Consider the following 23,532-nt stretch of genomic DNA (forward strand, 5'->3'; position numbering starts at 1 on the left):
GTGTATCAATCGCCATAATCGGTGACTGATACACCGCTATCGCGAGCAGGCTCACTCCTACAGGGATTGCGGTGTGTCAGCGCGGATGTGGCGCGAGTTTCTGGCCTTGTTCGACCGCCCAGGCGACGACTTTGGCAGTCAGCCGATCACTGGCCTGACCGAACCCGGCCACCACTGCGGGTACCTGCACAGCGCTCAACGGTTGGCGTTCTTCAAAGCGTCGACTGGCAAGTATCCGCTGGTCATAGCCGCGCACCAGCAACGCATCGACGCGCACCACGACGCTGGCCTGGGTGCCCTGATATTCGGTCTGGAATGCCTGCAGACTGCCGCCCAGTTCCAGATCCGCCTGAAAATTGCTGTCATCGGTGCTGAGCAACGTCACCCGACCGTCACGCTGAAAACCGTCGAGCAGGCGGTTGCGCAGCAGCACTGGCGCCGGATCGCTCCAGCGCGAGCCCTTGTAGCTGCTGATCACGTCACCCTGTGGAATCACCGCGATGCTCGGCCGGTTCAGCGCTTCGCTGGCCTGCAATTTGTTCAGCCGCAGCGACCACGGCTGAGTCAGCGCATTGGCGGAGGCCGGCGCTGGCGCGGCGGGCAGGCGATAGACGTCCGAGGGTTCCGCCTGCGGCAGGATCGAGCACGCGCCGAGCAAGGTCAGGCCTGCACCGAGAAGGGCGATTCGGGTCAGTTTCATGGAGTGAATTCCTTGTTCTTGTCGCTGCCCAGCAGGTAGCCGCTGGGGTTGGCCTCGAGGCGTTGGGAAATGGCACGCAGCGAGGTCAGGGTCTCGCGCAGTTCGCGGATCGCCGGCGCCAGGCCATTGAGACCTTGCATGCCGTTATCCAGCGAATTCTGGTTTTTGCTGAGCAGGCCATTGATGGTCACGCTGCTTTGCTCCAGCGACTTCATCGCCTGCTCGGCGCTGCCCAGGGCCTGCTTGCCCTGATCGTTGAGCAAGCCATTGGCGTTGCGCATCAGCAGCGAGGTCTGCTCGAGCATGCTGCCAGCCTGTTTGCCGACGCTCGCCAGTTGCTGCATGGCCTGCTTGATGTCGCCACGCTGGTCGTTGATGGTGCCGGTGGTCTGTTCGAGATGGGCGAGGGTCTTGCTCACACGCTCGACGTTCTCGGCGGAGAACATGTGATTGGCGTTTTGCAGCAACGCGCTTATGCCGGTCATCAAATCGCTGCTGTCGTTGAGCAGGCGTGAAATAGGCGAGGGCGAGGCGATCAGGGTCGGCAACTGACCGTTATGCCCGCGCAATTTCGGGCTCTCGGGCGTGCCACCGCTGAGCTGGATGATCGAGGTGCCGGTGATCCCGGTCAGCGCCAGTTTGGCCTGGGTGTCTTCCTTCACTGGCGTGTCGCCCGCCAGACGAATCCGTGCCAGCACCCGGCGCGGGTCTTGCGGGTCGAGGCGCAGGCTGACCACATCGCCGACCTTGATCCCGCTGTACTGCACCGAACTGCCCTTGGACAGGCCGCTGACCGCCTCGTTGAACACCACTTCGTAATCCTTGAACTCGGTGTCGACGCTGGACTTGGCCAGGAACAGACCGAAGAGCAGGGCGCCTGCCACCACGATCACCGTGAACAGGCCGATCAACACATGATGGGCTCGGGTTTCCATGTCAGACCTCGTTGAGCAGTTTGGCGGCGTCCAGCGCCGAGCGGCCACGCGGGCCGTGGAAGTATTGGTGAATCCACGCGTCGTCGGTTTCCGAGACCTCATCAATCGGCCCGGCAACCAGTACCCTTTTTTGCGCCAGCACCGCCACCCGGTCGGTGATGGTGTAGAGCGTGTCGAGGTCGTGGGTCACCAGAAACACGCTGAGGCCGAGCGCATCGCGCAGGGTCAGAATCAACTGATCGAAGGCCGCTGCGCCGATCGGGTCGAGGCCGGCAGTGGGTTCGTCGAGAAACAGAATGTCCGGATCCAGTGCCAGGGCGCGCGCCAGTGCCGCGCGTTTGATCATCCCGCCGGACAGCGACGCCGGGTACTTGTCCGCCGCCGACAGCGGCAGCCCGGCCAGCGCCAGCTTCACCGCTGCCAGATGCTCGGCGTCGTGGCGACTGAGGCCGGCGTGTTCGATGAGGGGCAGGGCGACGTTTTCGGTAACGGTCAGCGAGGAAAACAGCGCGCCTTTCTGAAACAGCACGCCAAAGCGCCTTTCGATCAACGAACGTTCATGTTCGGCCAGATTCGGCAGGTTCTGCCCGAACACTTTGACCACACCTTCGCTGGGCCGGTTGAGCCCGACAATGCTGCGCAGCAGCACCGATTTGCCGGTGCCGGAGCCGCCGACCACGGCGAGGATTTCGCCTTTGTACACATCCAGATCGAGGTTCTCGTGCACGCTCTGGCTGCCAAAGCGATTGCACAGGCCACGCACTTCGATCACCGCCTCGGAGGGCGCGCGGGGTAGACGACTCACCAGCCCATCTCCATGAAAAACAGCGCAGCCACCGCGTCGAGCACGATCACCACGAAAATCGACTGGACCACGCTGGAGGTGGTGTGCGCGCCGACCGATTCGGCGCTGCCGCTGACCTTGAAGCCTTCCAGACAACCGATCGCAGCGATCAGGAAAGCGAAGACCGGCGCTTTCACCATACCGACCAGAAAGTGCTGCACGCCGATGTCCGATTGCAGCAGCGAAAGGAACATCGCCGGTGAGATATCCAGCGACACCGCGCAGACCACGCCACCGCCAATGATCCCCGAGAGCATCGCCAGAAAGGTCAGCATCGGCAACGCCACCAGCATCGCCAGCACCCGCGGCACCACCAGCAGCTCCATCGGGTCGAGGCCGAGGGTGCGAATCGCGTCGATCTCTTCGTTGGCTTTCATCGAGCCGATCTGCGCGGTGAACGCACTGGCGGTGCGCCCGGCCATCAGGATCGCCGTCAGCAGCACCGCGAATTCGCGCAGGAACGAGAAGCCGACCAGGTCGACGGTGAAAATCGTCGCGCCAAAACCGGCCAGCACCGTCGCGCCGAGAAACGCCACCACGGCGCCGACCAGAAACGTCAGCAGGGCCACGATCGGCGCGGCGTCGAGGCCGGTCTGTTCGATGTGCGCGATCATCGGCGTGATGCGCCAGCGCTTGGGCCGCAGCAGCCCGCGCGCCAGGGTTTCAAGGATCAGGCCGACGAAGCCGAGCAGTTGCAGGGTGTCTTGCCACACGGTGTCGACGGCGCGGCCGATGCGCGTGAGCAGTTGCACGCTGACGCTGACTTCCGGTTCCTTCAGCGGCACGCAGAAATCGCTCAGCGAGCAATACACGGTCTGCAGCAAGGCACGATCGGCTGCCGACAGCGTGCAATCGGGGTGTTCAGCGGATTTGCCGAGGCGTTCGGCACCGAGCAATTCCACCAGCAACGACGCGCCGGCAGTGTCGAGCGCGCCAAGGTCGTTGAGATCGATCGGGGTATTGGTGTCGTACTGGCCGTGGAGCTTTTCGCTCAGGTGCTTGAGCGCCGTGTAATGGGCGAGCGTCCAGTCGCCGCTGACCCGCAGGCGGGCAGGGCTGAGCGAGGTGTCCAGGCGGGCGCTGCCGGGGGTTGGGCTGCTGGTCATAAGCTCCGTGCTTGTACGGCTGTTACGAGAGCCTACGTAATAGCACGAACCGGATTACTTTTCTTTGGCCGGTGTGCTGTCAGTGATGGCGAAGCGCAGCACACCGATCAGTTGGCCATCCTCGGTCAGCACCCGCACCTGCCACTTGCCCGCCGGGTTGCCGGGGAAGTTCTGCTTGTGTGTCCACGCCCGGTAACCTTCCTTGCGCCCGCCGTGAATGTCGAGGGCGATGCGGTCGACCTCTTTGCCGTTGAACTGCCAGACGTGATAAATCCGCTCATCGAGGCCACGCGGCGCGTTGATCGCGGTGTAGGCGTAGAGCCCGTCGTTGCGGATCTGCTCGGCGCTGACCGTGTCGAGACTGGCGCCCGGGGTGCGATCCTGCAACGTGGTGCTGATTGCCACGTCGGTCATCCACAGCGTCGCCGGCGGCACCCACGAACGCAGCACCCAGCCAACGCCGCCAATGCCCACGGTGATGCACAAAATCGCCAAGGCATTGCGCAGCGTGCGGATCGGGAAGATCGACGCCAGGCTCGGAAACGACAACAACACGGAAATGCCCAGCGCCCATTTGAAACTCTGCGCGGTGGTCAGGTGCATGATCACCGGTAACGCGGTGAGCAGGGCGGCGAACAGGGTCAGGGTGTGCAACGCCAGAAACGCCCAGCGCCGTGGCGCCAGCCATTTGTAATACAGCGGATCGACGATGGAGATCAGGGCGGCGACGCTGAGCAGGCCGGTGAAGAACAACTGGCCGCTGTTCCAGGTGGTGGTGATGAAGAAGAACGGCAGGACGAAAAACAGGCTTTCCTGATGGATCATCTGCGTCGCGTAACGCAGCAGCGGCTGGGGAATCTCACGTTTGAAGATCCGCGTGAACAGTCCGGTCAGGGTGTTTTCCAGCATCAGCCAGATCCAGCTCAGCAGCATGATCACGGTGATCCAGCTCGCCAGCCCCTGCTGGCGATCGACCAGCATGAAACTGCCGACCCCGGAGATGAAACCACCCAGCGCAATGACCCCGGGATAGCGCTTCATCAGTTCGAGGAGGCGCTGGATCAGGAGCTGTAATTTCGGCATGGCGGGCGGTTCACGACAGAGTGGGGAAATACTTCGACAGAGTAGCGTCCGCCGGGCGATGTGGCGAGTTTGGGCTCGCACCGATTTTCCTTTGTGGGAGCGAGCCTGCTCGCGAAGGCGGCGTGTCAGGCGCCATCATCGTTGGATGAGCCGGCGCCTTCGCGAGCAGGCTCGCTCCCACAGGGTTATGTGTCAGGTCGCGCCGAGCGCTTGCCGCGGTGATACACGTGCCAGCCGATCAGCATAAGCAACACCACACCCAACCCACCGGCACTTATCCACAGCACCTGATCGTCACCGATCAACGGTTTTTCGATGCGCAAATAGCCTGGTTGCAGCAGCAATTCGCGCATGGCCTTGTTCGCCGCTTCCAGCGTCACACCTTGCAGCTGACGCGCGGGATTGGCGAAGCGCCCGTCCTGGTAGTCGGCCAACGCACTCCAGTAATAATCAGCCATCGCGCTGTTGCCTTGCACGGCCCACGCTTGATGGGCGATGGAGGCCTGTTTGATGCGGGCGAAGGTCGTTGGGTCGAGGCCGCTCTTCAGCAGATCGGCCTTGAGGTCTTCGAGCACCTGAATCGCTTCGTCGACGTCATCGCGGTCCAGATCAGCGTTGAGGCTCATGAAGCCGACACCGCCGAACACTTCGCGCTCGGCCCACGGCCCGTAGGACAAACCGTGATTGAGGCGGATCTGCCGGTACAGCGCCCAGTCGAGGTAATCCTTGAGGATGTCGAAGGTCTGATCGTACTGATCGTCCAGCACCGGTTCCGGTACCAGCCAGTGCAGCTTGGCGTTGTCGCCGATAAAGCCGCGGGTGAGGGTGCGTTCATGGGCGGCGCTGGCGCGAATGTCCGGCAGCGGCCGATGCTCGCTCGGGTCGACCGCTTCGAGCGCGCCCCAAGTGCGTTCGAGATAGGCCGGCAGCAGCTTGTCGAGTTCTCCGACGACGATCAGGGTCATGTTGTTCGGCGCGTACCAGGCTTTGCGGACCTTTTCCAATTGCGCCTGAGTCAGGTGCTCGACTTCGGCGCGTTGCGGGCACTTCAGACCCAGCTCCACGGCGAGTTGATTGCTCGCGGAATGCCCCAGATCCTGGCGATCGAGGAACCGCCGCAGTTTGGTGTAATGGCCGCCGTCCTCGCGCTCGACCACGCGTTTGGCGGCGTTGATCGCGTTGTCATCGATGCGTGTCTGCGTCAGCAAATCCAGGAGCAGGTCGAGCACCTTGCGCTGGTTTTTCGCCGGCGCCTCGATGACGAATGTGGTGTCGGCATTGCTGGTGAATGCATTCCAGTCACCGCCCAGCGCCTGCATGCGTTCTTCCAGTCCGCCTTCACCGGTCGCGTCGATGCCGCTGAACAGCAGATGCTCCAGCAAATGCGGCAGCTCTTTTTCGTCACAATCGAAATCGTCGAGACCGACGCCGACCATCAACCGGATCGCCACATGGCCGCGCTCGGTGCCGGGTTTGAGCAGCAACTGCAAACCGTTGGGCAGCGCATAGCCTTCGACCTGAAACCGATCCAGGGCAAGGGCGGGCAGGGAACCGAGCAACAGACAGGCGAACAACAGGCAACGCATAACAGGCTTCCATACGGCTGATTTGGAGATCCGTGTCGTCAGTTGCGACCCCCATCGCTGGCAAGCCAGCGATGACGGTCTCAAGGCTGAACCACTGTAACTGACTGACCCCAGCCCCAGTCGTTCAAGGCGAATGCGTAATGTCAGTCATATCGTCCACCGCCAGAGCCCCGGTGTCGGCCGTTTCCAGCACCACATAGGCGCTGCCGCAAAACAGCGAATTCAAGCGCTTCATGTCGGCGATCAGCTCAAGGTGCAGCGAACTGGTTTCGATACTCTGCACGATCTTGCGTTGCAAACGGCTGACATGCGCATGAGCCAGACGCCGCTCCTGGGCGCGAAAGCGGCGTTTTTCGCGTAACAACTGGCGGGCACTTTCGCGATCACCGCTGAGGAACACCGACAGCCCCAGGCGCAGGTTGGCGATCAATTGCTGGTGCAACCCGGCCAGATCCTCCAGGCCTTCTTCGGAGAACGAGCGGCGCTGTGAGGTTTTCTGCTGCTGGATCTTGCGCAGCATGCGTTCGATCAGGTCGGCAGCGAGTTTCAGGTTGATCGCCAGCTCGATGATCTCGGCCCAGCGCCGACTGTCGCGCTCGCCAAGATCCTCGCGGGGCATTTGCGCCAGATACAGCTTGATGGCGCTGTACAGCGACTCGATGTCGTCGGCGATCCGGCGCATTTCCTGGGTCACCGCCGTTTGCTTGCCGCGCAACACATCGAGGGTGGCGTCGAGCATGTTGTCGAGCAGGTCGCCGATGCGCAGGGTTTCGCGCGCGGCGTTGGCCAAGGCCAGGCTCGGCGTGACCAGCGCCGTCGGGTCGAGATGCCGCGGTTTGGCCGTGCCGTTGACTTCCGGCCGCTCCGGCAGCAACCAGGCACATAGCCGCGCCATCGGCCCGACGCTCGGCAACAGAATCAGGCAGCGCGCGGTGTTGTAGAGCAGGTGGAAGCCGATGACCATTTCCTGCGGGCTGAAATCGAGGCTGTCGATCCAGTGCACCAGCGGATCGAGTACCGGAATGATCAGCAGCAGGCCGATCAGTTTGTACAGCAGACTGCCCAGCGCCACCTGCCGGCCGGCGGCGTTCTGCATGCTGGTGCTCATGAACGCGAGGATGCCGCTGCCGATGTTGGCGCCGATCACCAGACCGATCGCCACCGGCAGGCTGATCACACTGGCCCCGGCCAGGGTGGCGGTGAGCAGCACGGCTGCGAGGCTGGAGTAGGAAATCATCGCAAACAACGCGCCAACCAGGGCGTCGAGCAAAATGTCGCCGGTCAGCGAGGCGAAAATAACCTTCACACCTTGGGCTTGAGTAATAGGCGCCGCCGCTTCGACGATCAATTGCAGAGCGAGAATGATCAGCCCCAGACCGATCGACACCCGGCCCATCTGCCCGAGCCGCGTCTGTTTGCGCGACAGGAAGAAAATCACCCCGAGAAAGATCAGCAGCGGCGACAACCACGACAGGTCAAACGTCAGCACCCGCGCCATCAGCGCCGTACCGACATCGGCCCCCAGCATGGTTGCCAGCGCCGGCGTCAACGCCATCAGGCCCTGACCGACAAACGAAGTCACCAGCATCGCCGTGGCGTTGCTGCTCTGCACCATAGCGGTCACGACGATGCCGGCAACGAACGCGAGCCAGCGCTTGGACATGTTCTGGCCGATGACATGTCGCAGATTGGTCCCGTACACCCGCAGAATGCCGGTTCGGACGATATGCGTGCCCCAGATCAGCAGGGCCACGGCAGAAAGAAGATTGAGCAGGGTGAGCATGCAGACCCCCTCTGATAGCAGCGCCCCAGAGGGGCAAGTGGACGGCACCGCGCGGTTTCTACGTTCTTGATACTTAAGCTGTAGTTGGCGAACGGTCTCGGCGCCAGCATTGCACAGCTAAAGCGTGGATTGAAACAAAAGTGTCATGAAAAACGGGTTTGTCTTTACGTTGAATTCAGCGCAAACGAATGTAGGAGTGAGCCTTGCTCGCGATAGGGCCATCAGCTTCAACATCATCGTTGACTGACAGACCGCTATCGCGAGCAGGCTCACTCCTACAGGATTGTGGTTTTGCAGGATCAATCGCTGAAGTGGTCCCTGCTCAGGCCAACGTCGATTAAATACCTGGCCGTCTTCACATTCCGCTCATCACATCGCGCATAGCACTTGATGTGCATCAGCAGGCTGTATTTGTGTGGAACCAGAAGAATGACCCCATCCGCCTGATCAAAAAGCTTCGCTTGTAGCTGTCGCCTTTCATCATCACTCTGCACTTTGATCCAATCATTTCCCTCAACGGGTTCAGGAGTCCAGTTGGCGTTCCTGAACATCGTTTGCAGCTCGGCCAAGAGCGCAATTGTCTTATCAAAGGGAAGCGATTCAACCATTGGCGACGTCGTTATGCCGTCTACTTTTCCCTTGGTATAGCCCACCGCGCCGTAAATTGTTTTGGGCAAGGTAAAGCCATGCTCGGGATCATCAAAAGTAATCACGACCGGGCTGCTTATCCAAGTCGAGTCGACCTTGGGAGGGTCACTTGGATATATGGCTGTTTTTCGTTTAACAGGGAAACTGGAGTCTTTGACGACTTCGGCGTATGGCTTGCCGATGTGAACAATCAGAAAATCCATCGGATAGTGAAGAGACGTCAGGCACACGAACGACATGAAGAACACTGCTGTACGCCAACATCGACCTTGCCACTCGTAGCAATTTCTCATTTGCGACTTCGGTTATGGAGTGGGCAGTCAATCACTGAAGTGATCTTCGCCAAAACCCACATCAATCAAATATTTGGCCGTCTCCGGATTCCGCTCGTTACAACGTGCATAGCATTTGATGTGGAGGAACAAGCTGTACTTGTGTGGAATCAACAGAGTGACACCGTCCAACTGGTCAAAAAGCTTGGCTTGAAGGCGCGCCTTGTCTTCTTTAGTTTCAGTCTTGAGCCAATCATTCCCTTCAACAGCTTCTGGCGACCAGCCTGCCTTTTTGAACATCTGCTGCAGTTCATGCAAGAGATTCACTGCTTGCTCGAAAGGTAACGTTTCCAGCATCGGTGATGTAGAAAGGGTGATCGCTTTGAAATCGGACCAGCCAATCGCACCGAATTTTGTGACGGGCAACGTGAACCCGTGCTGTTCGTCATCGAATGTGATGATCACTGAGCTACTGATCCAAGTCGAACTTGGGTGGGGTGGATCACTGGGGTAGATGGCAGTTTTATCCTTCACTGGAAATGATGAGTCGCGGATGACATCGTCATATGTTTTTCCAATGTGGAAGGAAATTTGTTGCGGACCTCTTCCGAAATAGAGAGTTAGCGCGATAGCTCCTAATACGACGGCAGCAGCGACGAAGAAACTGCGCTTAGGCATCACTTCACTCCCCCGCCACCTGCAATCTCACGGATAGATTGCTCAAGCTTTGCGCGAGAGGACGGCTGTTTAAGCAGTTCGTTGAATTGCGTAGCAGCACGCAGTACAAACTTCATTCGCTGATCCTTATCGGCAAGGTTAGCTAGCGGATTGCTGCCAAATGCGACTTTTCGACTGTCGGGCGCTTTGCATTGACTAGCGAGAGTGAGCTGGATCTCTTCCGCAGCCCCTGGCAACAATCCGGTCACAACCGAAATTACGTCACCGCCATGTGTCCCTCGCATCAAAAGGGCAAAGTGGGTTTCGTCGTACATCGCAGGCTGAAGAATGTTGACTTGTTCATGGAGCGCCATTTGTTCGACGCTAGCTGAAATGCTCCCTTGATCAATAGCTTTGAAGGTCGCGTAAATCTCAGGATTATCACGGCCAAACTCTATTTTCTCAGCAATCGGCCACATCACTTCCTTCCCAAGGCTGCGCCGGCTCTTCAGACATTTCTCCATCTCCTTGTACCCCCGCACCATAAAAAACCGGTGCAACGGATAAACGTCTAGAAACAGCGACGTATTACCCAGCGCCAACATCTCGTACACATAGTCCAGCTGCTGCTGAACCACTGAACGTGGGTTATCGCCGAAGGTGATGTCTTCGGTCGGCATCGGATTGGCCGCCCGAGCCTTTTCCAGCTCCTGTTCCGCCTCGGGATTGGTCCTGCTGAACTTGAACCCAAAGCCTTCGAACAGGGTTTCCGATGGCGCGGTTCGGACCTTCTCCTGCGCAGCTTTCTGCGCAGCAATGGCGGTTTGCAGTTTGGTGGCGTGAATCAATCCACACCCCACCTGCTTCGAAGCAAACGCCGCCAACCCCGCCCACTGAAAACGGTTATCCGCCAGCCACAACTGCGCATACGCAGCGTTGATCTTGCGGTTGCGGGCCTGGGGGTCGGCGATCAGGACGCCGCCGGGGGCGACCCATTCTTCGGCTTCCTTCTGGAAGCGCCGCCACAGGCAATTGCAGGTCAGCAGCGGGACTTCGACGCGGGTTTTCGGGTTGGGGCCGGTGGTGCTGGTCTCGCGTTTGCAGGTGGGCAGCTCGCAGGTGCTGTCCCAGAGTTTTTTCATGTCCAGGTCGTCTGGCGCGATGCATTGTGCAGTCATTGTTTCGTCCTTGAAGGTCAGGCGGTCCAGCGTACAACGGCGAGATCGGGCTGCAGGGTCGCGACGCTCTGGGTCATGCCCTGCGCATTGGTCAGGCCTTTGACAATGCGGCCTTCGGCGGTTTCGATCTCATAGCCTTGTTCGGCGATGGGTTCGCCGCTGCCAGCGCTGACGGCTTTGAATTCGACCAAGGGCTGGCCGATGATCGGCAACGGTGGAACGAACGGAGCAGGGGTGTGCGAGCTGCCGATGATCACATTAGCCGAGCCGCCAATTACGACGCCGCCATGGCTGGCGGTGCTGTCGAGGGTCATGGCGTTCTTGCCATTGATGAAGACGGTGGACGAAAAGGCACCGCTGAGCGCCTGGCCGCAGGTGCACTTGTCGCCGAGGCGGGCAGCGGCGAGGCCATTGAAAAAGACGTCGCCCGAACCGCTGGCAATCGGGTTGGTGCCGTGACCGGGAATCGGGCAAGTGGTCGGGTCCGTGACGCGCGCGGCGGGTTTTCCAGACATGAACGTTCCTTGTATGTCGTTGAGGCGAGCAGGGGAAGCTAACGGCCAGAGCCTTGAGCGTCAACCGTTGTGCCCGCTAGCAACGGCGTTCCTGGCTGCACAGGACAAACGTGGGAGCACCACAATCGAATGGCTGAACCCAGAAACAAATGTAGGAGTGAGCCTGCTCGCGATAGGGTCGTCAGCCTCAACATCGTTGTTGACTGACGGACCGCCATCGCGAGCAGGCTCACTCCTACAAGGCGTGAAGCTATGCAGTGTTCTAGCGCAGTTTCACCGGGTCCTGCTGCTTCTTCTTGCGGGCGATTGCGCCGCGCATCTTGATGTTGATCGCTTCGACCGCCAGCGAGAACGCCATGGCGAAGTAGACGTAGCCTTTCGGTACATGCACATCGAACGATTCAGCGATCAGCACGGTACCGACCACCAGCAGGAACGACAGGGCGAGCATTTTCAGCGACGGGTGCTTGTCGATGAATTCGCTGATCTTGCCCGAGGCCAGCATCATCACCAGCACCGCCACGATGATCGCCGCGACCATGACCGGTACATGGGAAACCATGCCGACGGCGGTGATCACCGAATCCAGCGAGAAGACGATGTCGATGATCGCAATCTGGATGATGGTGTAAAGAAAATTGCCGCCCTTGCCCGAAGGCGCGTCGTCGCTGTCCTCTTCGCCTTCCAGCGCGTGGTACATCTCCTGGGAGCTTTTCCACAACAGGAACAGGCCACCGAAGAACAGGATCAGGTCGCGGCCGGAAATGCCCTGGCCGAACACTTCGAACAGATCGGCGGTGAGGCGCATGACCCAGGTGATCGACAGCAGCAACAGGATCCGCGTGATCATCGCCAGAGCCAGACCGAAGATTCGGGTACGCTGCTGCATGTGCTTGGGCATGCGGCTGACCAGAATCGAGATCATGATGATGTTATCGATGCCGAGGACGATTTCCAGGGCGGTCAGGGTGAAGAAGGCAACCCAGATTTCGGGGTTGGTCAGCCATTCCATGTGTATTCCTTTGAGCAATTGTTAAACCGAAAAAGGTCCGGGCTTCAAACCGCGAAGCCAGGACCCGAATCGGTGAGTCTTGGGCTTATAGAGTGCTGAACACCGGGAAAGTCCCCAACAGCAGCGCAGCAATCAGAATGCAGATACACACCAGGATCGCCCATTTCAAGGTGAAACGCTGGTGATCACCGAAATCGATACCCGCCAGCGCCACCAACAGATAGGTCGACGGTACCAGCGGGCTCAGCAAGTGGACGGGCTGACCGACGATCGAGGCACGGGCCATTTCCACTGCAGTGATTCCATAGTGACTGGCCGCGTCGGCCAGCACCGGCAACACGCCATAGTAGAACGCGTCGTTGGACATGAAGAAGGTGAACGGCATGCTCACCAGCGCCGTGATGACCGCCAGGTACGGGCCGAGGAAATCCGGAATCACCGCCAACAGGCTCTTCGACATCGCATCGACCATGCCAGTGCCGGACAGGATACCGGTGAAGATACCGGCCGCAAAGATCAGCCCGACCACTGCCAGCACACTGCCCGAATGCGCAGCGACGCGATCCTTCTGCATTTGCAGGCACGGGTAGTTGACGATCATCGCAATACTGAACGCCACCATGAACAGCACCGGCAACGGCAGCAGGCCGCCGATGAGCGTGCACATCAGGCCGAAGGTCAGCGCGGCGTTGAACCAGATCAGTTTCGGCCGGCGCGCATCGGGGAATTGCGACACGCTGATTTCGCTGTGATCGATCTCGTCGCCGACCAGATGCAGCTCACCAAGGCGCGCACGCTCACGCTTGCCGTAAAAATAGGCAATCAGCAGGATCGCCACTACACCGGCAGCCATCGCCGGAATCATCGGCACGAAAATATCCGACGGGTCGACATGCAGCGCGCTCGCGGCGCGGGCAGTCGGGCCGCCCCACGGGGTCATGTTCATCACGCCACCGGCGAGAATGATCAGACCGGCCATGATCCGCGGGCTCATGCCGATGCGGCTGTACAGCGGCAGCATGGCGGCCACGCAGATCATATAAGTGGTCGCGCCGTCACCATCGAGGGAAACGACGAGCGCCAGTACGGCGGTGCCGACCGAAACTTTCAGCGGGTCGCCCTTTACCAGTTTGAGGATCTTGCGCACAGCCGGGTCGAACAGACCGGAGTCGATCATCAGGGCGAAATACAGAATGGCAAACATCAGCATCACGCCGGTCGGCGCCAGCTTCGTGATGCCTTCGAGCATCATCGGGCCGATCTTCGGCGCAAAACCGCCGAACAGGGCGAACAGGATCGGGATGATGATCAGCGCGATCAGCGCAGACAGGCGCTTGGTCATGATCAGGAACATGAACGCGATGACCATGGCGAAGCCAAGGAAAGTCAGCATGGGAAATACTCCAGGCGTAGCGCGGCGAATTGGGTGAGCGGATCAGGCGCGATCAGCGCAGGACGGCAAACACGAAACGTACGGGCGGAGTGACAGCGAAGAGGCGGGTTGCAGAGGACATCAGAATCACCAATTGTTGTTGTTAAATGGGCCGGGGCGAGCGAGTCATCGCAGGCGGTGGCCAACCGGTCTGTTGCCGGGAGTGGGGCGATCCTAATCGGGGAAGCTTTCAGCTACCTTTCGCTGGGCAAAGCTTTGAATGAACGGTCGTTCGCTCGCTGAAGTGGACTCTGAGCCAATAAACTCGGGGGAAGAGCACATGAAGCGCCATTGCTCGCACGGCAGCGGCTGCCACTGTCGACACATTCGCTGATGTTTTAGCTGCAATAGGTGCTGTTCAAAAAACCGACAAATTCAACGGCCGCATCGCACCCATCCAGATCGCGTGATCGGTGTGGTCGAGCAAATCGTTGCCGGTATCGGGGTGCAGAAACACCACCAGACCCTGGCGATTGAGCGCCAGCCACGGCAGGACAGTGCCGAGCAATTCAGGGCCGAAGGCCAATTGGCAGCTCCAGTCCGGGTGCGGACCGACCGGGCGCTCGTGGACGCGGCCCATTTTCAACGGGAACGTCTGCGCGGCCCGTTCGCACAAGGCGCGCGCCTGATCGATGGTCTCGGCGTCGAAATAGACGTGAGCGTGGTAACCCTTGATCGCGTACATCGCAAATCCTCTGATCGGTTCGAACCCTCGGCGTTTTCCACCGTCACAGGCCATATGGGCCAAGAATAAGGAAAACAGCCATGAAGAATGCCGAAACCCCGGCGGTAAAAGTGGTGCTCTATGGTGCCATGAGTAGCCTGGGCAGCGCGTTGATGGCTGAACTGCTGCGGCGCCAGCATGAAGTCATCGCCATTCTCGACGATCTCACCGCACTGGCACCACGCCCGGGTTTGCGCACCAAAACCGGTGATCTGTTCGACCCGGAGCGGGTCAACCAGAGCGTGGCCGGCAGCACCGCGGTCATCTGTTTACTCGATGCGCCGGGATTGCCGTTCAGCAGCGATCACGTCGAGCGCTCGGTGGTACTCGGCCCGGTCGAACAAGTGCTGGCGGTGGATGCGCTGATCGATGGCTTGCAACTGGCCAATGTCGCGCGGCTGTTTTTGGTGGGTGGTTTTGCCGTGCTCGACGAGGCGGACGTCGATGATCGCCTGCAACGCCACGCCACGGAAGAAATTCGCGAGGCGCTGCAAAGCAGTGCGCTGCAATGGACACTGGTCAACGCGCCCCATGGCGTGGCGGGGCTGTCCATCGAGCATTTCAGTCAGGTCGGCGGCAATCTCGAGCCGGGTCTGGCCGAGCCGCTGGAGCGCTTGAATCGCGCGGCAGTGGGGATTGCCGATGAATTACGGCTGAACATGCATATCGGCGAGCACGTGAATTTCATCGCCGCGTCGCAATAGTTATTCAGACAGCGATCGACGGCAGGGCAAGGCCGTTGAACGAGGCCGCGCTGCTGGCCTGCTCAGCCATCAACCAATCGACGAACAATTGAATCAGTGCACCCCGACGTTTGCGCGGCGGCAGCACCACGTAGTAACCAAGGCGCGAGAGGGTGGTTTCGGCCAGCGGCCGGCACAGCAATCCCTGAGTCAGCAAGTTATCCACAAGGTGGCGCCAGCCAATCGCCACGCCCTGGCCACCGATCGCTGCCTGGATCAACAGCGTGTAATTGTCGAAACGCAATTGCCCCGGCGCCGGCGCGGTGGCCAGGCCCAGCTCGCGAAACAGGCCACTCCAGTCAAACCAGTTGCTGCTGTTCTCACCGCGCAAGTGCAGCAGCGGAAACTCCAGCAACGCCTGCGCCGGCAGCGGTAGCGGGCGCCCCTTGAGCAACAGCGGGCTGCACACCGGAAACACTTCTTCGCTGAACAGCCAATGGCTTTCACCCTGTTTGAAACGCCCGTCACCAAACAGCACCGCCACATCGATATCGGTGCGCAGCATGTTGTGGTTGCGCTCGCTGGTCACCAGGCTGACATCGATCTGCGGGTTGGCTTCGTGAAAACGGTGCAGGCGTGGCATCAGCCAGTACGCGGCGAAGGCGAAATCCGTGGCGACTTGCAGCACTTCATGTTGCTGCTGGGTGCTGATTGCGCTTAAGCCGGCATCGATGTTCTGCAAGCCAAGGCTGACCTGCTCGAACAGGATGATGCCGACCTCCGTCAGCTCGATGCCGCGATAGATGCGATCGAACAAGCGCGTGCCGAGTTGTTCCTCCAGCCGCTTGATCTGTTGGCTGATCGCCGGTTGCGTGGTACCGAACTCGACCGCCGCAGCGGTAAAGCTGCGATGCCGAGCGGCGGCCTCGAAGGCGCGCAACAAGTCGAGCGACAGGTCACCCAAGGCTTCATACATAAGCTGTGCTTATCCTAGTCATTGTCTGGCGCAGGCTTTACCGAACAGAGCATGGCCTCCATGCTCGATTGCAGCAATGTCGCATAAATATTCACTATGGAATGCCGCGATCACATGAAGCGCAAGAACATTCTTTTCATCATGGCCGATCAAATGGCCGCGCCAATGTTGCCGTTCTATGGCCCGTCGCCGATCAAACTGCCGAATCTGTCGCGCCTCGCCGAACAAGGCGTGGTATTCGATGCCGCGTACTGCAACAGCCCGCTGTGCGCACCGTCGCGCTTCACTCTGGTCAGCGGCCAGTTGCCGAGCAAGATCGGCGCCTACGACAACGCTGCCGATTTCCCCGCCGATATCCCGACCTACGCCCACTACCTGCGCCGCCTCGGCTATCGCACTGCGCTGTCGGGCAAGATGCATTTCTGCGGCCCGGACCAATTGCACGGTTACGAAGAACGTCTGACCAGCGATATCTACCCGGCCGATTACGGCTGGGCCGTGAACTGGGACGAACCGGATGTGCGGCCGACCTGGTATCACAACATGTCCTCGGTCTTGCAGGCCGGGCCTTGCGTGCGCACCAACCAACTCGATTTCGATGAGGAAGTGGTGTTCAAGGCTCAGCAATATCTGTTCGATCACATTCGCGAGGACGGCGAACAGCCGTTCTGCCTGACCGTTTCAATGACTCACCCCCACGACCCGTACACGATTCCCAAGGCTTTCTGGGATCTGTATGACGACGCCGATATCCCGCTGCCCGCGACGCCGGATCAGCGCGAACTCGATCCACACTCGCAACGCCTGCTCAAGGTTTACGACCTGTGGGACAACCCCTTGCCTGTGGACAAGATTCGCGATGCACGCCGCGCTTACTTCGGTGCGTGCAGCTATATCGACGCCAACGTCGGCAAACTGCTGCAAACCCTCGAAGACACCGGTTTGCTGGATGACACCATCGTGGTGTTCTCTGGCGACCATGGCGACATGCTTGGCGAGAAAGGCCTCTGGTACAAAATGCACTGGTACGAGATGGCTGCCCGTGTGCCGCTGCTGATCAGCGCACCGGGGTTGTTCGATTCCGGCCGGGTCAGCGCCGCGGTATCGACCGCGGACCTGCTGCCGACGTTTGTCGAACTGGCCGGCGGCACACTCGAACCGGGCCTGCCGCTGGATGGCCGCTCGCTGGTTTCGCACCTGCAAGGGCAGGGCGGTCATGACGAAGTGTTCGGCGAATACATGGCCGAAGGCACCACCAGCCCGTTAATGATGATCCGTCGCGGCGCCTACAAATTCATCTACAGCGAAAGCGACCCTTGCCTACTCTTCGACGTAGACAACGATCCACGGGAACTGGAAGAACTCAGCCAGTCGCCACACCATCGCCAACTGTTCGACGATTTTCTCGCCGAAGCGCGGGCCAAATGGGACATTCCGACGATCCATGGCCAAGTGCTCGCCAGTCAGCGCCGCCGCCGTTTCGTTGCACAAGCCCTGACCCTCGGCACGCTGAAGAGCTGGGATCACCAGCCGCTGGTGGACGCCAGTCAGCAGTACATGCGCAACCACATCGACCTCGATGATCTGGAACGCAAAGCACGTTATCCACAACCCTGCCAAAACCAATAATGTAAGGGGAAGTCCATGGGCAAGTTATCCACAGTTGTGACGGTTGGCCTGATCGCACTGAGCAGCGCCTCGGCGTTTGCCGAGCAAAGCTGCGACACGGTGAAAATGGCCGATCCGGGCTGGAGCGACATCGCAGCGACCAACGCGATCACCGGGTTTCTGCTCGACGGCATGGGTTACAAGGCCAAGATCGACACCCTCGCCGTGCCGATCACCTTCGGCGGTCTGAAGGACGGTCAGGTCGATGTGTTCATGGGCAACTGGATGCCGGCGCAGCAGGGCTTCTACGACAAATTCGTCGCCACCGGTGATGTCACGCAACTGGCGAAGAACCTTGAAGGCACCGAGTTCACCCTCGCCGTGCCGGATTACGTGTGGGATGCCGGTGTGCATGATTTTGCCGACCTGAACAAATACGCCGACAAGTTCGACCGCAAGATCTACGGCATCGGTTCCGGTGCGCCGGCGAACATTTCGCTGCAGGAAATCATCAAGAAAAATGATTTCGACATGGGCCAGTGGAAGCTGATCGAATCCAGCGAACAGGCGATGCTCGCGGAAGTATCGCGCGCGGTGAAGAAGCAAAAATTCGTCACCTTCCTCGGCTGGACCCCGCATCCGATGAACGTGCAGCTGAAAATGCATTACCTGAAGGGCGGCGAGAAGTACTTCGGCAGCACCGGCAGTGTTTATACACTGACGCGCAAAGGTTACGCCGAGGCCTGCCCGAATGTGGGCAAGTTGCTGACCAACCTGGCGTTCACTCAGGACATGGAAAACAGCATCATGGCCGAGGTGGTGAACAAGAAGATCAGCAATGCCGAGGCGGCGAAGGCGTGGATCAAGGCCAACCCGGCGGTGCTGGACAAATGGCTGGACGGGGTGAAGACCGCGGATGGCAAGGAGGCGTTGGCGGCGGTGAAGGCGAAGCTTTGATCGTGGGGTTGCTGGATCAGTGATCAGCTTGAGATCTTTGCCTCCTCATCGGAACGCCGCCCGCCCAGCCCTCTCCCCCAGGGGGGCGAGGGGGAAAGGGAGCCGATCGTTGTTTGATTCGAGACATGAGTTCGACGCTGATTCCTCAGGTCGATGTAGCCAGTCCAGACACCTCGGTCAGTCCCCTCTCCCTTTGGGAGAGGGCTAGGGTGAGGGCCTTCTCCCTGACACCCTGATAACCTTGAACAAAACCCCAACCGCGAGGACCCATGGCCTTCCCCAGCCGCCACTCTCTCTTCCCTTTCCTCACCTGGCTGCCACGGCAAACCCGCGCCAGCGTCGGACGGGATCTGATCGTCGGGCTCAGCGGGGCGATTCTGGCGTTACCGCAGTCGATTGCCTATGCACTGATCGCCGGCCTGCCGCCCGAGTACGGTTTGTATGCCGCGATTGTCCCGGTGCTGATTGCCTGTCTGTGGGGTTCGTCCTGGCATTTGATTTGCGGCCCGACGGCGGCGATTTCGATTGTGCTGTTTGCCAGCGTCAGTCCCTTGGCCGTGCCGGCGTCGCAGGACTACATCACGCTGATTCTGCTGCTGACCTTGCTCGCCGGAATTTTCCAGTGGCTGCTCGGCTTGTTGCGCTTCGGCGCGCTGGTGAATTTTGTTTCGCATTCAGTCGTGCTGGGTTTCACCCTCGGCGCGGCGGTGGTGATTGCCATCGGCCAGTTGCCTAACCTGCTGGGGCTCGAGTTGCCGGCCAAAGCCACGGCGCTGGCGAGTCTGCTCGACCTGCTCCAGCACCTGCGGGCTGTGGATAAACCGTCACTGGTACTTGGTGTGGCCACAGTGCTGGTCGGCATCGTGCTCAAACGCTGGCTGCCGCGTTGGCCGACGTTGCTGATAACCCTCGTCCTGGCCAGTTTGCTGGTCTGGCTGTGGCCGGCGATGTTCGGTCATGTGCATCTGGTCAGCGCCTTCGTCGGGCGCTTGCCGCCGTTCAGTGCCTTGCCGCTCGACCTCGATCTGATTTTGCGTCTGCTGCCGAGCGCTGTGGCAGTCGGCATGCTGGGTCTGGTCACCAGCCTGTCGATTGCGCGCTCGATTTCCGCGCGGTCGCAGCAGTTGCTCGATGCCAACCAGGAAGTTCGCGCACAGGGCTTGTCGAATATCGTCGGCGCGTTCTTCTCCGGCTCGCTGTCTGCCGGCTCGTTTACCCGCTCAGGCCTGAGTTATGAAGCGGGCGCCTGCTCGCCGCTGGCGGGAGTGTTTTCGGCGCTGTGGGTGGCATTATTCGCGATCTTTGGCGCCGGGCTGATCGCGCACATTCCGATCCCGGCGATGGCCGGGAGCATTTTGCTGATTGCCTGGGGCCTGATTGACCATCGCGCCATTCGGGCATTGCTGCGGGTCAGCCGCGCCGAGTTCGTCGTCATGGCCCTGACCTGCCTCGCCACGTTGCTGCTGGAATTGCAGACTGCGATTTACGCCGGTGTGCTGGCCTCGCTGTTCTTCTACCTCAAGCGCACCTCGCAACCGCGGGTGCAACACTGGCGCGACGGCGAAGACGATGTACTGCGGGTAGGCGGGTCGATTTTTTTCGGCGCCAGCCATTACCTGCAAGTGCGTCTGCAACGCCTGCACGGCGAACGGGTAGTGATCGAAGCGCAGCAGATCAATTTCATCGACTATTCGGGGGTGGAAATGCTGCATCAGGAGGCGCGCCGCCTGCTGCGGCAGAACCGCAGCCTGACCTTGCGTGGGGCGCGGCCGCAGGTGGTGGAGGAATTGAGGAAGCTTGAAGGGCCGGAGAAATGCCCGATCCGCTTTGAGGAGTGACCAAACAAACTCCGTGTCCCTTGTAGGAGTGAGCCTGCTCGCGATAGCGGGATATCAGTCAAAGCATGGGTGTCTGAAAAATCGCTATCGCGAGCAGGCTCACTCCTACGGAGGTCATTGTGCGAGTTGGTGGCGCAACTCAGCTAAAACCGGTGCCGTGTCCGGGCGCACACCGCGCCACAGGTAAAACGCCTCAGCGGCCTGCTCTGCCAGCATCCCCAGGCCATCCATTGACAGCGCGGCGCCCTGTTCACTGGCCCAACGGCAGAATGCGGTAGGCTCCTTGCCGTACATCATGTCGTAGCACAGGGTCTTGCCCGGCTCGATCAGGCTCGCGGCAATCGGCGGCACATCACCCGTGAGGCTGGCCGAAGTGGCGTTGATGATCACGTCGACCGACTCGCGCAACCAGTCGAAACCGCTGGCCGACACCGGGCCCAGATCGCCAAACGACTCGGCCAGCACCTCGGCTTTGTCCACCGTGCGATTGGCAATGATCAGCGACGCCGGTTTCTCCGCCAGCAGCGGCTCCAGCGCACCGCGCACAGCACCACCGGCACCGAGCAGCAGAATGCGTTTGCCCGCCAGGCTGAAGCCGGCATTTACCGTCAGATCGCGCACCAGCCCGGCACCGTCGGTGTTATCGCCGAGCAGCGTGCCATCGGCCAGTTTGCTCAAGGTATTCACCGCGCCGGCGCGTTGCGCTCGGGCGGTCAGGCTATCGGCCAGGCGATAGGCGTCTTCCTTGAATGGCACAGTGACGTTGGCGCCACGGCCTTGTTGAAAAAACCCCATCGCGCAGCCGGCAAAGTCATCAAGCGGGGCCAGCAAGGTGCGGTATTCAAGTTGCTCGCCGGTCTGCTGCGCGAACAGCTGGTGAATCATCGGCGACTTGCTGTGGCCAATCGGGTTACCGAATACGACGTAACGATCCATCGGAGGTCCTCAGGCTTCGGCGAGCCAGTCGCGGTCTTGCAGGAAGTACTCGGTCAGGCGCGCCTCTTCACTGCCGGGCTCGGCTTTCCAGTCGTAAGCCCAGCGCACTTGCGGCGGCAGGGACATCAGAATCGATTCGGTACGCCCACCCGATTGCAGACCGAACAGCGTGCCGCGGTCGTACACCAGATTGAACTCGACGTAGCGGCCACGACGGAATTCCTGGAACTCACGCTGCTGGGCAGTGAACGGATCATTCTTGCGGCGCTGCACGATCGGCAGATACGCCTCGATATAGGCGTCGCCGATTGCGCGCATGAAGGCGAAGCTGGTGTCGAAGTCCCAGTCGTTCAGGTCATCGAAAAACAGTCCGCCAATACCGCGCGGCTCATGACGATGCTTGATGTGGAAATAGGTGTCGCACCAGGCTTTGTAACGTGGATACACGTCAGCACCGAACGGCGCACACGCCTGTTCGGCCACGCGATGCCAATGCATGCAATCTGCTTCGTTGCCGTAATACGGGGTCAGGTCAAAACCGCCGCCGAACCACCAGACCGGCTCTTCGCCTTCTTTCTCGGCGATAAAAAACCGCACGTTGGCGTGGGAGGTCGGTACGTGCGGGTTGTGCGGGTGGATCACCAGCGACACGCCGAGGGCTTCAAAACCGCGCCCGGCCAGTTCCGGCCGGTGGGCGCTGGCCGAGGGTGGCAGACCGCTGCCAAAGACATGGGAAAAATTCACTCCGCCCTTTTCGATCAGCGTGCCGTTCTCCAGCACCCGGGTACGACCGCCACCGCCGGCGGGCCGGGTCCAGGCGTCTTCAACGAAGCGCGTGCCGCCGTCTTCGGTTTCCAGAGCTGCGCAGATGCGGTCTTGCAGGTCGAGCAGATAGGCCTTTACGGCGTCGGTGCGGGTCGTCATGGCTTCACCTTGAATCGGGCGGCGCCCCCCGGCAGGCGGGGCGGCGCAAATGGGCGCGTAGCATACCATCGCAGAACGGCGCGCCGCAGTTGACGAAGATCAAGCATGGGAGTTGGATAGGGGGCTTACAAAAAGCCCCAAGGAGAGCAGGCAGATGGCAAAGCGTATCCAGTTCCGCGCCCACGGCGGTCCCGAAGTGCTCGAATATGTCGATTACGAACCCGCCGCACCCGGCCCGAATCAGGTACGGGTGGCGAACAAGGCCATCGGCCTGAACTTCATCGACACCTATTTCCGCAGCGGCCTGTATCCGCCGCCAGCGTTGCCGTCCGGACTGGGCGCTGAAGGTGCTGGCGTCGTTGATGCAGTGGGCAGCGACGTCACCCGCTTCAAGGTCGGCGATCGCGTGGCCTACGGCACCGGCCCGCTGGGCGCTTACAGCGAGTTGCACGTGCTGCCCCAGGACAATCTGGTGCATCTGCCTGACGACATCAGCTTCGAGACGGCCGCCGGCGTCATGCTCAAGGGTCTGACCGTGCAATATCTGCTGCGCCAGACCTATGAACTCAAGGGTGGCGAGACCATTCTGTTTCACGCTGCGGCCGGTGGCGTCGGCTCGCTGGCCTGCCAGTGGGCCAAGGCGCTTGGCGTGAAGCTGATCGGTACGGTCAGCTCCAAAGAAAAAGCCGAACTGGCCAAAGCCAATGGCGCCTGGGCAACGATCGATTACAGCCACGAGAACGTTGCCCAGCGCGTGCTGGAATTGACCGACGGCAAGAAAGTCCCGGTGGTCTATGACGGTGTCGGCAAGGACACATGGCTGACGTCTCTCGACTGCGCCGCGCCACGCGGCCTGGTGGTCAGTTTCGGTAATGCTTCCGGCGCGGTGGACGGGGTGAATCTGGGCATTCTTTCTGCCAAAGGCTCGCTGTATGTCACCCGGCCGACCCTGGCGACCCATGCCAACAACGCCGAAAACCTGCAGCGCATGGCCGATGAGTTGTTCGGGATGATCACCAGCGGCAAATTGAAGGTGGACATCAGCCAGCGTTATCCACTGGCCGAGGCGGCAAAGGCGCAAACCGAACTGTCGGCGCGGCGCACCACCGGCTCCACCGTTCTGCTGCCCTGAAAA

Annotated in this window: 22 protein-coding genes; 5 read left to right on the forward strand and 17 right to left on the reverse strand. The window is 60.4% G+C overall.

Annotated features, from left to right (window positions below; all coding sequences use genetic code 11):
• Positions 1 to 76: 76 nt before the first annotated feature.
• From J3P93_RS27265 to J3P93_RS27330, 14 genes are all read right to left on the reverse strand, one after another.
• Entirely contained in the window at positions 77 to 700 is a 624-nt protein-coding gene (locus J3P93_RS27265; protein WP_434593918.1) for an ABC-type transport auxiliary lipoprotein family protein, read from the reverse strand.
• Positions 697 to 1,635 (reverse strand): MlaD family protein, encoded by a 939-nt coding sequence (locus J3P93_RS27270; protein ID WP_434593920.1) that lies wholly within the window; start codon positions 1,633 to 1,635, stop codon positions 697 to 699. Before J3P93_RS27270 ends, J3P93_RS27265 begins: the two co-directional genes overlap by 4 nt.
• 1 nt (position 1,636) lies before the next feature.
• Positions 1,637 to 2,440: an ABC transporter ATP-binding protein gene (locus J3P93_RS27275; RefSeq protein ID WP_434593923.1), complete on the reverse strand. Its 804-nt coding sequence runs from the start codon at positions 2,438 to 2,440 to the stop codon at positions 1,637 to 1,639.
• Positions 2,437 to 3,585, reverse strand: a complete 1,149-nt coding sequence (locus J3P93_RS27280; protein WP_434593926.1) for an MlaE family lipid ABC transporter permease subunit — start codon at positions 3,583 to 3,585, stop codon at positions 2,437 to 2,439. Before J3P93_RS27280 ends, J3P93_RS27275 begins: the two co-directional genes overlap by 4 nt.
• 54 nt (positions 3,586 to 3,639) lie before the next feature.
• Positions 3,640 to 4,668 (reverse strand): DUF2914 domain-containing protein, encoded by a 1,029-nt coding sequence (locus J3P93_RS27285; RefSeq protein ID WP_258451044.1) that lies wholly within the window; start codon positions 4,666 to 4,668, stop codon positions 3,640 to 3,642.
• Positions 4,669 to 4,853: 185 nt separating this feature from the next.
• On the reverse strand, positions 4,854 to 6,254 hold the full coding sequence (locus J3P93_RS27290) for a M16 family metallopeptidase (protein WP_434593928.1): 1,401 nt from the start codon (positions 6,252 to 6,254) through the stop codon (positions 4,854 to 4,856).
• A gap of 124 nt (positions 6,255 to 6,378) precedes the next feature.
• Complete coding sequence (locus tag J3P93_RS27295; RefSeq protein WP_434593931.1) at positions 6,379 to 8,037, reverse strand: Na/Pi cotransporter family protein; 1,659 nt, start codon at positions 8,035 to 8,037, stop codon at positions 6,379 to 6,381.
• A gap of 299 nt (positions 8,038 to 8,336) precedes the next feature.
• A complete protein-coding gene (locus J3P93_RS27300; protein ID WP_434593933.1) occupies positions 8,337 to 8,924 on the reverse strand; it encodes a hypothetical protein in 588 nt (195 codons plus the stop codon).
• 81 nt (positions 8,925 to 9,005) lie between these two features.
• Positions 9,006 to 9,635, reverse strand: coding sequence for a hypothetical protein (locus tag J3P93_RS27305; RefSeq protein ID WP_434593935.1), 630 nt, complete (start codon positions 9,633 to 9,635; stop codon positions 9,006 to 9,008).
• Positions 9,635 to 10,792, reverse strand: coding sequence for a DUF2515 family protein (locus tag J3P93_RS27310; protein WP_434593937.1), 1,158 nt, complete (start codon positions 10,790 to 10,792; stop codon positions 9,635 to 9,637). Before J3P93_RS27310 ends, J3P93_RS27305 begins: the two co-directional genes overlap by 1 nt.
• Before the next feature lie 17 nt (positions 10,793 to 10,809).
• A complete protein-coding gene (locus J3P93_RS27315) occupies positions 10,810 to 11,307 on the reverse strand; it encodes a PAAR domain-containing protein (protein ID WP_434593939.1) in 498 nt (165 codons plus the stop codon).
• A 262-nt stretch (positions 11,308 to 11,569) separates the two neighbouring features.
• On the reverse strand, positions 11,570 to 12,319 hold the full coding sequence (locus J3P93_RS27320) for a TerC family protein (RefSeq protein ID WP_090287902.1): 750 nt from the start codon (positions 12,317 to 12,319) through the stop codon (positions 11,570 to 11,572).
• Positions 12,320 to 12,404: 85 nt separating this feature from the next.
• On the reverse strand, positions 12,405 to 13,712 hold the full coding sequence (locus J3P93_RS27325; protein ID WP_434593942.1) for a CitMHS family transporter: 1,308 nt from the start codon (positions 13,710 to 13,712) through the stop codon (positions 12,405 to 12,407).
• Between the two features lie 397 nt (positions 13,713 to 14,109).
• On the reverse strand, positions 14,110 to 14,436 hold the full coding sequence (locus J3P93_RS27330) for a DOPA 4,5-dioxygenase family protein (RefSeq protein ID WP_434593944.1): 327 nt from the start codon (positions 14,434 to 14,436) through the stop codon (positions 14,110 to 14,112).
• 80 nt (positions 14,437 to 14,516) lie between these two features.
• On the opposite strand from J3P93_RS27330, the gene J3P93_RS27335 reads away from it, so the two are divergent.
• Positions 14,517 to 15,179, forward strand: a complete 663-nt coding sequence (locus J3P93_RS27335; protein WP_434593947.1) for an NAD(P)-dependent oxidoreductase — start codon at positions 14,517 to 14,519, stop codon at positions 15,177 to 15,179.
• Positions 15,180 to 15,183: 4 nt separating this feature from the next.
• On the opposite strand, the gene J3P93_RS27340 is transcribed toward J3P93_RS27335, so the two are convergent.
• Complete coding sequence (locus tag J3P93_RS27340) at positions 15,184 to 16,134, reverse strand: choline sulfate utilization transcriptional regulator (RefSeq protein WP_434593950.1); 951 nt, start codon at positions 16,132 to 16,134, stop codon at positions 15,184 to 15,186.
• Between the two features lie 114 nt (positions 16,135 to 16,248).
• Here J3P93_RS27340 and betC point away from each other — a divergent pair, with 114 nt between their 5' ends.
• The 3 genes from betC (at position 16,249) to J3P93_RS27355 (ending at position 20,537) form a co-directional block, all read left to right on the forward strand.
• Positions 16,249 to 17,763: a choline-sulfatase gene (gene betC / locus J3P93_RS27345; RefSeq protein WP_434593953.1), complete on the forward strand. Its 1,515-nt coding sequence runs from the start codon at positions 16,249 to 16,251 to the stop codon at positions 17,761 to 17,763.
• A gap of 15 nt (positions 17,764 to 17,778) precedes the next feature.
• Positions 17,779 to 18,699 carry a choline ABC transporter substrate-binding protein gene (choX, locus tag J3P93_RS27350; RefSeq protein ID WP_434593955.1) on the forward strand — a complete coding sequence of 307 codons (921 nt, stop codon included), beginning with the start codon at positions 17,779 to 17,781 and terminating at the stop codon, positions 18,697 to 18,699.
• 269 nt (positions 18,700 to 18,968) lie between these two features.
• On the forward strand, positions 18,969 to 20,537 hold the full coding sequence (locus J3P93_RS27355; RefSeq protein ID WP_434593958.1) for a SulP family inorganic anion transporter: 1,569 nt from the start codon (positions 18,969 to 18,971) through the stop codon (positions 20,535 to 20,537).
• Between the two features lie 114 nt (positions 20,538 to 20,651).
• Here J3P93_RS27355 and aroE read toward each other — a convergent pair whose 3' ends face one another.
• Both aroE and hemF read right to left on the reverse strand, forming a co-directional pair.
• Positions 20,652 to 21,473: a shikimate dehydrogenase gene (gene aroE, locus J3P93_RS27360; RefSeq protein WP_434593961.1), complete on the reverse strand. Its 822-nt coding sequence runs from the start codon at positions 21,471 to 21,473 to the stop codon at positions 20,652 to 20,654.
• 9 nt (positions 21,474 to 21,482) lie between these two features.
• Entirely contained in the window at positions 21,483 to 22,397 is a 915-nt protein-coding gene (hemF, locus tag J3P93_RS27365; protein ID WP_434593964.1) for an oxygen-dependent coproporphyrinogen oxidase, read from the reverse strand.
• A 154-nt stretch (positions 22,398 to 22,551) separates the two neighbouring features.
• Between hemF and J3P93_RS27370 the strand changes: the two genes are divergently transcribed.
• A complete protein-coding gene (locus tag J3P93_RS27370) occupies positions 22,552 to 23,529 on the forward strand; it encodes an NADPH:quinone reductase (protein WP_434593967.1) in 978 nt (325 codons plus the stop codon).
• Positions 23,530 to 23,532 lie beyond the last annotated feature (3 nt).

The sequence above is a fragment of the Pseudomonas sp. R3-57 genome (genome assembly GCF_051132065.1).
In the GTDB taxonomy this organism is placed as follows: Bacteria; Pseudomonadota; Gammaproteobacteria; order Pseudomonadales; family Pseudomonadaceae; genus Aquipseudomonas.

What these genes read in the sequence shown, in the direction of transcription:
- J3P93_RS27265 (WP_434593918.1), bottom strand. Translation starts at nt 700, where the DNA reads ATGAAACTGACCCGAATCGCCCTTCTCGGTGCAGGCCTGACCTTGCTC.
- J3P93_RS27270 (WP_434593920.1), bottom strand. Translation starts at nt 1,635, where the DNA reads ATGGAAACCCGAGCCCATCATGTGTTGATCGGCCTGTTCACGGTGATC.
- J3P93_RS27280 (WP_434593926.1), bottom strand. Translation starts at nt 3,585, where the DNA reads ATGACCAGCAGCCCAACCCCCGGCAGCGCCCGCCTGGACACCTCGCTC.
- J3P93_RS27285 (WP_258451044.1), bottom strand. Translation starts at nt 4,668, where the DNA reads ATGCCGAAATTACAGCTCCTGATCCAGCGCCTCCTCGAACTGATGAAG.
- J3P93_RS27290 (WP_434593928.1), bottom strand. Translation starts at nt 6,254, where the DNA reads ATGCGTTGCCTGTTGTTCGCCTGTCTGTTGCTCGGTTCCCTGCCCGCC.
- J3P93_RS27295 (WP_434593931.1), bottom strand. Translation starts at nt 8,037, where the DNA reads ATGCTCACCCTGCTCAATCTTCTTTCTGCCGTGGCCCTGCTGATCTGG.
- J3P93_RS27300 (WP_434593933.1), bottom strand. Translation starts at nt 8,924, where the DNA reads ATGTCGTTCGTGTGCCTGACGTCTCTTCACTATCCGATGGATTTTCTG.
- J3P93_RS27305 (WP_434593935.1), bottom strand. Translation starts at nt 9,635, where the DNA reads ATGCCTAAGCGCAGTTTCTTCGTCGCTGCTGCCGTCGTATTAGGAGCT.
- J3P93_RS27310 (WP_434593937.1), bottom strand. Translation starts at nt 10,792, where the DNA reads ATGACTGCACAATGCATCGCGCCAGACGACCTGGACATGAAAAAACTC.
- J3P93_RS27315 (WP_434593939.1), bottom strand. Translation starts at nt 11,307, where the DNA reads ATGTCTGGAAAACCCGCCGCGCGCGTCACGGACCCGACCACTTGCCCG.
- J3P93_RS27320 (WP_090287902.1), bottom strand. Translation starts at nt 12,319, where the DNA reads ATGGAATGGCTGACCAACCCCGAAATCTGGGTTGCCTTCTTCACCCTG.
- J3P93_RS27325 (WP_434593942.1), bottom strand. Translation starts at nt 13,712, where the DNA reads ATGCTGACTTTCCTTGGCTTCGCCATGGTCATCGCGTTCATGTTCCTG.
- J3P93_RS27330 (WP_434593944.1), bottom strand. Translation starts at nt 14,436, where the DNA reads ATGTACGCGATCAAGGGTTACCACGCTCACGTCTATTTCGACGCCGAG.
- J3P93_RS27335 (WP_434593947.1), top strand. Translation starts at nt 14,517, where the DNA reads ATGAAGAATGCCGAAACCCCGGCGGTAAAAGTGGTGCTCTATGGTGCC.
- J3P93_RS27340 (WP_434593950.1), bottom strand. Translation starts at nt 16,134, where the DNA reads ATGTATGAAGCCTTGGGTGACCTGTCGCTCGACTTGTTGCGCGCCTTC.
- betC (WP_434593953.1), top strand. Translation starts at nt 16,249, where the DNA reads ATGAAGCGCAAGAACATTCTTTTCATCATGGCCGATCAAATGGCCGCG.
- choX (WP_434593955.1), top strand. Translation starts at nt 17,779, where the DNA reads ATGGGCAAGTTATCCACAGTTGTGACGGTTGGCCTGATCGCACTGAGC.
- J3P93_RS27355 (WP_434593958.1), top strand. Translation starts at nt 18,969, where the DNA reads ATGGCCTTCCCCAGCCGCCACTCTCTCTTCCCTTTCCTCACCTGGCTG.
- aroE (WP_434593961.1), bottom strand. Translation starts at nt 21,473, where the DNA reads ATGGATCGTTACGTCGTATTCGGTAACCCGATTGGCCACAGCAAGTCG.
- hemF (WP_434593964.1), bottom strand. Translation starts at nt 22,397, where the DNA reads ATGACGACCCGCACCGACGCCGTAAAGGCCTATCTGCTCGACCTGCAA.
- J3P93_RS27370 (WP_434593967.1), top strand. Translation starts at nt 22,552, where the DNA reads ATGGCAAAGCGTATCCAGTTCCGCGCCCACGGCGGTCCCGAAGTGCTC.